Annotated in this window: 10 protein-coding genes; 2 read left to right on the forward strand and 8 right to left on the reverse strand. The window is 64.0% G+C overall.

Going from position 1 to position 6,550, the window contains the following annotated elements:
• Window positions 1–100: 100 nt before the first annotated feature.
• The 8 genes from A5704_RS28550 to A5704_RS23730 form a co-directional block, all read right to left on the reverse strand.
• Window positions 101–403: a hypothetical protein gene (locus A5704_RS28550; protein WP_156737740.1), complete on the reverse strand. Its 303-nt coding sequence runs from the start codon at window positions 401–403 to the stop codon at window positions 101–103.
• Between the two features lie 139 nt (window positions 404–542).
• Window positions 543–1,406, reverse strand: coding sequence for a hypothetical protein (locus tag A5704_RS23705; protein ID WP_156737741.1), 864 nt, complete (start codon window positions 1,404–1,406; stop codon window positions 543–545).
• Window positions 1,403–1,576 carry a hypothetical protein gene (locus A5704_RS28555; RefSeq protein ID WP_156737742.1) on the reverse strand — a complete coding sequence of 58 codons (174 nt, stop codon included), beginning with the start codon at window positions 1,574–1,576 and terminating at the stop codon, window positions 1,403–1,405. The genes A5704_RS23705 and A5704_RS28555 overlap by 4 nt, the downstream gene beginning before the upstream one ends.
• Window positions 1,577–1,795: 219 nt before the next feature.
• Entirely contained in the window at window positions 1,796–2,344 is a 549-nt protein-coding gene (locus tag A5704_RS23710) for a hypothetical protein (RefSeq protein ID WP_067891373.1), read from the reverse strand.
• A 125-nt stretch (window positions 2,345–2,469) separates the two neighbouring features.
• A complete protein-coding gene (locus A5704_RS23715) occupies window positions 2,470–4,065 on the reverse strand; it encodes a YfjI family protein (RefSeq protein WP_067891375.1) in 1,596 nt (531 codons plus the stop codon).
• Window positions 4,062–4,361, reverse strand: a complete 300-nt coding sequence (locus A5704_RS23720) for a DUF2742 domain-containing protein (RefSeq protein ID WP_067785842.1) — start codon at window positions 4,359–4,361, stop codon at window positions 4,062–4,064. The genes A5704_RS23715 and A5704_RS23720 overlap by 4 nt, the downstream gene beginning before the upstream one ends.
• Window positions 4,362–4,635: 274 nt before the next feature.
• Entirely contained in the window at window positions 4,636–4,989 is a 354-nt protein-coding gene (locus A5704_RS28935; protein ID WP_231969251.1) for a hypothetical protein, read from the reverse strand.
• A complete protein-coding gene (locus A5704_RS23730; protein ID WP_067891378.1) occupies window positions 4,986–5,189 on the reverse strand; it encodes an excisionase family DNA-binding protein in 204 nt (67 codons plus the stop codon). Before A5704_RS23730 ends, A5704_RS28935 begins: the two co-directional genes overlap by 4 nt.
• Before the next feature lie 134 nt (window positions 5,190–5,323).
• On the opposite strand from A5704_RS23730, the gene A5704_RS28560 reads away from it, so the two are divergent.
• Window positions 5,324–5,875 carry a hypothetical protein gene (locus tag A5704_RS28560; protein ID WP_156737743.1) on the forward strand — a complete coding sequence of 184 codons (552 nt, stop codon included), beginning with the start codon at window positions 5,324–5,326 and terminating at the stop codon, window positions 5,873–5,875.
• A partial coding sequence (locus A5704_RS23735) for an Arm DNA-binding domain-containing protein (RefSeq protein ID WP_197508530.1) occupies window positions 5,872–6,550 on the forward strand: 679 nt, incomplete at its 3' end. The genes A5704_RS28560 and A5704_RS23735, both read left to right, overlap by 4 nt.

Below are 6,550 nucleotides of genomic sequence, written 5' to 3' on the forward strand. Positions count from 1 at the left end.
CGTAAGTTGCGTAAGTCCCCGCATTGGGCTGACGTAAGTCCTTAGGGTGTCGGCCTTGAGCGGTCGCGGCGACGAGGCGGTGCGCTCCTCACGCGGCTACTCAACCGTGCACCCTCGTTCGCCTCGCCTCCGAATGATCTAACGGCACCGCCTCACCACGGCGGCGCCGCTCCTCGCGACGCGCCGCGATCACATCAGCCGGGGAACGGCTTGGCTCCCGCTGACTGGCCAGCTCATCAATCTCGCCGCTTATCGCCGCCAGTCGGCGTGCCAGCGGTTCGACGTCCCGCGCGCATTGCGACTGGTCGAGCGCCTCAACCACACGCGCACGCAACTCGCGCAACAATTTCAGCCGGTCTTCGGACGCTGCCGCCCGCGCCAGCGCAGTCACTCGTTGAGCCATTCTTCAACCTCCTCTGACACTATTGGAATTCCATGTAGGGCAACAATTTTCGCCCCTGACATTATTCGGCTGTGGAGAGATTGGCAGCAATGCTTGGGTTGCCGCACCTTTCGCCGATTGGGGCCATCCCCCACCCCCTTTAGATTGCGGCCATACGCCCGCCGATCATTTTCTTCTGCGGCGGTTTTGGCGGCGTGTAACTCTCGTCGTGCGGATCGAGCCGTGTGGTGCGCATGGTGCCCGGCAACGCGCCAGCGACCTGCTCGGTGCGGGTTTCATATGGCAACGGTTCGTCATACCGCGCGAAGGTGTCGAGGTTGGCAGCGCGGATAACGACGCCGAGACGGTGCAGTGCAGACCAGCGCCGGCACCTACCGCCTTCATGAATCCATGCTTCCCAAACCCGCCTTCGGTGCTTGTCGGCTGGATCGCAGCACAGCGGCAACAACGCGGTGTCGCCGTTGACGCCAACGCCGGCAAGTTCGGCCGCCGCTGCCAGCACAGGTACCAAGGTGTCGAGCTTAATAGCATGCTGTTCGGCTGCGGTCCATGCGGAGCGTTGGTCATCGGATGCGTTCACTACGTCAGCCGCCGGGACCTCGACATCGGTCACCGCCGCGGCGGTCGCGAAATCGCTTGCCACACTGTTGAATCGGGCGGCGGCCTGTTCGTAGTTTGTTCTGGCGCTTGGGCGGTAGAGTTCGCGCAAGCGTCGCTCGACGGCAGCGGCCACCCGGTTGTCTACCTGCGCTTGGGTTTGCGGGCTGGCTGTTTCGGCCAGCGCAAGCCCATGCAGCGCGGTAACGTCGTCGCCCTTGCTTGGGGCGATGATCGCGGCGATGAGCCGGTCACATGCGGGTAGCTGCATCGCCTGGTAGGAGGTGTACCTTTCGTACAACGCCACCCATTCTTTTGGGGCTGGGATGCCTTCGGCGGCAAGGGTTTTGACGTCGTGTAGGTGTTCGTCGAATCGGTCGCTGATACGTGTTGCGGGCATGCTCATTCGCTCCTTGGTTTGCCGCCGGTGAACTGGCGCAACGCTTGGGCGGCGCGGTGCTGGCGGGTCTTGAGGTCAATGCCGCGGGCCTCGTCGAAGACGGCGCGGGCGGTGTTTTCGTCCATTGCTTTGAGTGCGGCCACAATTTCGTCGCGGCTGGGGTTCGTGTCAGCCATGGGGGTTATTCGTCCTTTCCTAGGGTTGGTTTTCCTCTCCTGCACAGCCCTTTTGGCGGCTGCGAGTTTGGTGGCGGGGTCGATGACGTACGGGATGCCTCGATGCCCGCTAGTGGTGCGGTCGCGGGTTTTGGCCGCGATCCCGGCCGCGATGGCTTTTGGCGATGCCGGCGGCGGTGTTGGCGCGTCATGGCTCCGGATCGGTCATGCTGATTCGCCTTAATTCTCGGTGAGGTATTGGACCGCGAACCGGCCGACCGGGTCGCTCTCGTGCCAGAGGTACCACTGGTGGCATTCGTCGGAGCAGAACGACCCTCTCCAATTGGGCCCCTCGGTATCGGGTACGTACGGGCGGCCACATTGGCCGCAGTCAACGGTGCGCCGGCATTCCTCAGAGCAGAACCCCCAACGTTCTTCCTCTTCGCACCTCTGGCAGGGATACCGCACGGGTGTATCGCAGGTGCACGGGGAAGACGGTTTCTCGCCGGGGTTGGGGATGAACAGCCGCTCGCATCGCTCACAGACATGCCAGCCGTCATCGGTTATCACAGCGGCCTTCCGGATCACGAAGCCGGGCAGGGTGTTCTCGCAGCCTCCCAGGCGTTCAAGTCGCAAAAAAGCCTGATAGCTGCCGATCTGATACGCAATACAGGGTGGGATGACGTAGTCGTTGCTGGTGTCGGCCCAGGCGATGAGGCGGGCGTGTAGCTCGGCGGGGTCGGCAGTGGCCCAGTCGTCATCCGCACGGTCATGGTCGGTGGCGGTCATTTTGGATCCCCCTACTCTCAGGTGTTTGCTGGCGGTGTGGTGGGTTGGTTGGGTGAGGGTCTTTCAGCGGTCTCGCGGGACAATCGCGGAACTGCCAAAACCGACAAAACTAGGGGTTTTGTCAGCTATGCGGTTTTTGCGATTGGCCCGCGTGCGCGATACTTTTTCGACGGGGGTCGGCCACCCCCTTCCGGTTTCTTTTGCTGAATCGGCAGCAGATAGCCGTGATCGACCAATCTTTCGACAGCCGGCATCATGGCCTCGCGCTTCGGGAACCGGGTGCGGCTGAGCGCCCGGAACAGGTCTCGCTCGGAGATCACGTCGGGCTGGGCAACAGCATCTTGGCGCTGCCTGATGGTGAGTGCCTCAACGCGGGCGAGAACGTACACGGCGTCAGCCAGGCCCGGGTCGGCCTGCATCTCGGCGAACGCGGCGATGGCGCATGCTTTGAAGTAGCCGCCGAGGTTGGCCGCCGCCAAGACCGTCGAAACGTCGATCGGCTGGCGGTGGCCCTTCTCAGCGCCGAGATCGGCGAGGTGCAGCATCCCAGTGAGGCGCGCGATCAGACCGGTGTACTTGTTGCCCCAATCCTTCAGGTGAGCCAGCGGCCCTTCGTCGCGCAGCTCCACCTCGACGTTTTCGGCGATGGTGAGGATGGTTTCGCGGGCGCCGGCGGTGAGTTGCAGTCCCATGGGGTCGCCGCCCCAGCCCCGGAGGTCGGCGGCCAGGTCGGTGACAGCTAGGGCGTAGGCGTCGACGGTGTCTTGGTTGAGTGGCGCGACCCGGGAGAGGCGGTAGCCGACGCGGGAGACGGGCAGGGCGTAGCAGAAGCGGGCCAGTAGGCCGCGCCCCCGAAAGACCGGGTTGGCGGCGATGGTCTCTAAGACCTGAGGTTGAATCATTAGTCCGAGGGTCAGCGCCGGACAGGGGATGCAAGCGGGTGGCTGGCCTTTGCGGTCGATGGTCACCGGGTCGCCGCTGTGGCCTTTGGTGAATACGTCGATGTTGGGAATGTTGTGGCTGTAGCGGCCGCCGACAAGTTCGAACAGCCCGCCTTCAGTGGAGACAATCCCGAGTCTGCCGCCCTGCTCGGCGAGTAGGGCGCCGGTAGCTTCCGGGGTGATGTCGTCGGCGAGCAGCCTTGGAATAGGTGGGATTTCGATTTCCTCCACGGCGGCGGTGGCTTCGAGCGCCGCCTTGTCCTTTTCGGCGCGCTTCTCAGCGCCGGCGTTGACGGCGTCGGAGCGAAGTTTGGCGGCGTGCTTGATGGCTAGTTGCCGGGTGGCGATGGCCTCGGCGCGTTCGCGGTGCGCGGCCTTCGCTAGCCGCTGTTCGGCGGTGCGCAGAGGCGCTGTCATTGCCTGCTGCACAGCAGATTTGCGCTCGCCAGAGTATGCGATGGTGGCGCTGTAGATGACCAGCGGCTCGACCCATCCGGGGCGCACCTGGACGCGAGCGTTACCGCCCGTGCATACGGAAATCGCGGTTAGCGCGGAGGTGCCAGCCATCGCCGGGTCAGTTTGGGTGGTCTCGGAGACCGCCTTAGCCATGTCCCGGTACGGGCCGGGAAGTGCGCTCAGAGGGAAGTCGGGTAGCTCCACCGGAGCGGACAGCGGGATCGGGTCATCGTCGAACTGGTCGGCGACGCCAGCGTCCTCGTTGCACCATTCGCGGTAGTCGTCGGCGTAGTCCTGCTCTCGGTTTCGGTCGTAAGCACTCATGCGATCCCCCGCCGGATGTAGCCGCTGCTACGTCGAGCGAATATCGCGGCGGCGATGGACCGCCAATCGGCCGCGCTTGCTACCTCGCGTGATGCTTCGGCGAGCCGTTCTTGGCCGCACTCGACCCTGAGGACGTGGTGGCGGGCGGCATCCAGCACCGCAGCCCACTTAGCCGGGTGGTTGTCGGGCAGGTCAAACCACGGCTGACTTCCCGCCATCGGCCAGTCGCCGGCGGCATCAAGGTAGGGCCGCACCCACTGGTGAAAGTCCCAGAACCGGACGGTAGCGCTACCCATCGGAGCCTGCCAGTTCGTACTGCGACGCCAGTCTGTCGAGCAGGGGCCAGGCCTCGGGGGGTAGTCGGCGGGCGGCCAGCCGCAACGCATCACGGAACCCGTACCCGAAACCGTCGCGCCATGCGCAGGCGTACCGCCCGACGTGTCGGGGGGTCGTTGTACGCTTGGCGGTGCTGGTGGTGGAGTTATCTGACTCTGCGGCGGTGTGCCGGCCTCCTAGGCGAGGGGCCGGCCGCGTCGTTTTCGGGCGGCCCCGCCGACCTCTGATCGCGACTCATGGCACTGGACTCCTGCGGGCCTGTCGTAGGACATGGTTGACAGCAGTTTCGCCGGTGGGGTCCAAATATGCTGTGACGCGGGCCATTTCGGGATCTGCCAGCATCCGGCGGCGCTGCTGTGCAGACAGTTGCAACTTGTTGGTCAGGAAGTCGAGGAACGTCCAGCCGTTATGCATCACCCGGGCCTCGTACTGGCGCACAATGCGGCTGACCCTGCTCGGTGACATTTCGACGCCGAGGTTGGCGAGGATGGCGTGAGTTGCCCTGATCGCGTGTTGTGTCTGGCTGCGGGCCTCGGCGCTGGTAGTTCCGCCGGATTGGGGCTTGGTGATAACCGGCGGCGGGCTCACACGGCACAGCCGGCATCGAGGGACTCAATGAACTCGCGGAGGGCAGCCTCCGAAACTAGTCTCCGGCGGCCAACCTTGATTGAGCGCAATTCGCCGGTGCCAAGTACTTCAAACACCTTGCTGCGGCCCAGTTTCAGCCGCTCCATCAGTGACTCGATGTCATGCAGACGGGCGACCTCTGTCGCCAGTGCTTCTGTCATGTGGACTCCTTGTATATCCGCACGTACTTGCCCACGCTTGTGGCCGTACTTGCAGAGTGACACGCCACTAATTTAGTGTCTACGTCACACAGTGACGACACTTCGAACTTTTCACTGTCCACAAAGGAGGCGATGTGCTGATCGGACTGCCCGATGGTGGGGAGTTAGAGGAATCAATGCGAGCGCAAATTGTGCCGGTCGGTGATCACGGCGTGCCGTCGCCGGTGGTGTACCGCCACGGCGGAGGCGAAGGCCAGCCCGCGCTGGAACTCACGCTTGAGGTCTGGAATGGTGTGCCAGTTTGCACCAGTCTTTCGATGACAGCGAAGCCGGACAATAACGTCCATATCCGTGCGAAAGACATCAAACTTGTTGCGACACAACTAGAGAACTCCATCGAGTACTGGATGTCTTTCCTCGCATATGTACGGGAGCCTGCGAAACCAGGTCGTCGAGGTTGGAAGCGTGAGCATTCGCCGTCAGCGCGCAGAGCGGCACTCGGGACGGTGCGGACTGCGCGCAGAGAGATTCGCCGGAAAATGACAGATGACCTTTTGCGGAATGTGGCCAGCACTTACAAAGCGGTGACTTCCGCCCGAACGGAAGCCGTTGCCCGCGCGTTTAATGTGTCGCACCGTACTGCCCAGCGGTACATCGAAAAGGCCAGGGAGGCAGGGCTATTATGAGCCGCCAGCAGTTGCCGCCGCAGATCCGCAAAGTCGTTGTGAAAGATCGCAAGTCAGGCCGCGAGGTAGTGCGGTATGAGGTGCGGGTGGACGGTGGGGTCAACCCGGCCACCGGGGCGCGACAGCAGACCAAGCGGCGCTACGCGACCGAACGGGAGGCGCGCGGCGGCCTGGCCGAGATCACCGGCCAGGCGGTAGCGGGCGTGTTCGTCGCCAAGGCGGCGACCAATGTGGAGATGGTCTGCGTGGACTATCTGCGAGGTCGGCACAATCTGCGGGCCAGCGCCAAGGCGAAGCTCGAATACGACCTGTCGCCGTTGCGTGAGCGCTACGGTGACCGGTCGGTGCAGTCGCTCACCAAAGCCGAGATCGACGCGCTGGTCGGAGATCTGGTCGCAGGCGGCACCAAGACGGCGAAGGGCCGCACACGGCGGCCATGGTCGGCGGTGTCGGTCAACAAAGCGATTGATGCCTGGTCGATGCTGCTCGCTGACGCGCAGCAGCAAGGGCTGGTGTCGCGCAACGTGGCCGAGCGTGTCTCACACGTGAGCGTCCGGCACCGCGACGTGGACACCTATACCGAAGCCGAAGTGCTGACACTGCTGGCGGCGCTCGACGGTGACAGGCTGGCGCACGCCTGGGAGCTGGCCCTGTCCGGCCTGCGACGCGGTGAGG

This window comes from Mycobacterium sp. E735 (assembly GCF_001666955.1).
Classification (GTDB): Bacteria; Actinomycetota; Actinomycetes; order Mycobacteriales; family Mycobacteriaceae; genus Mycobacterium.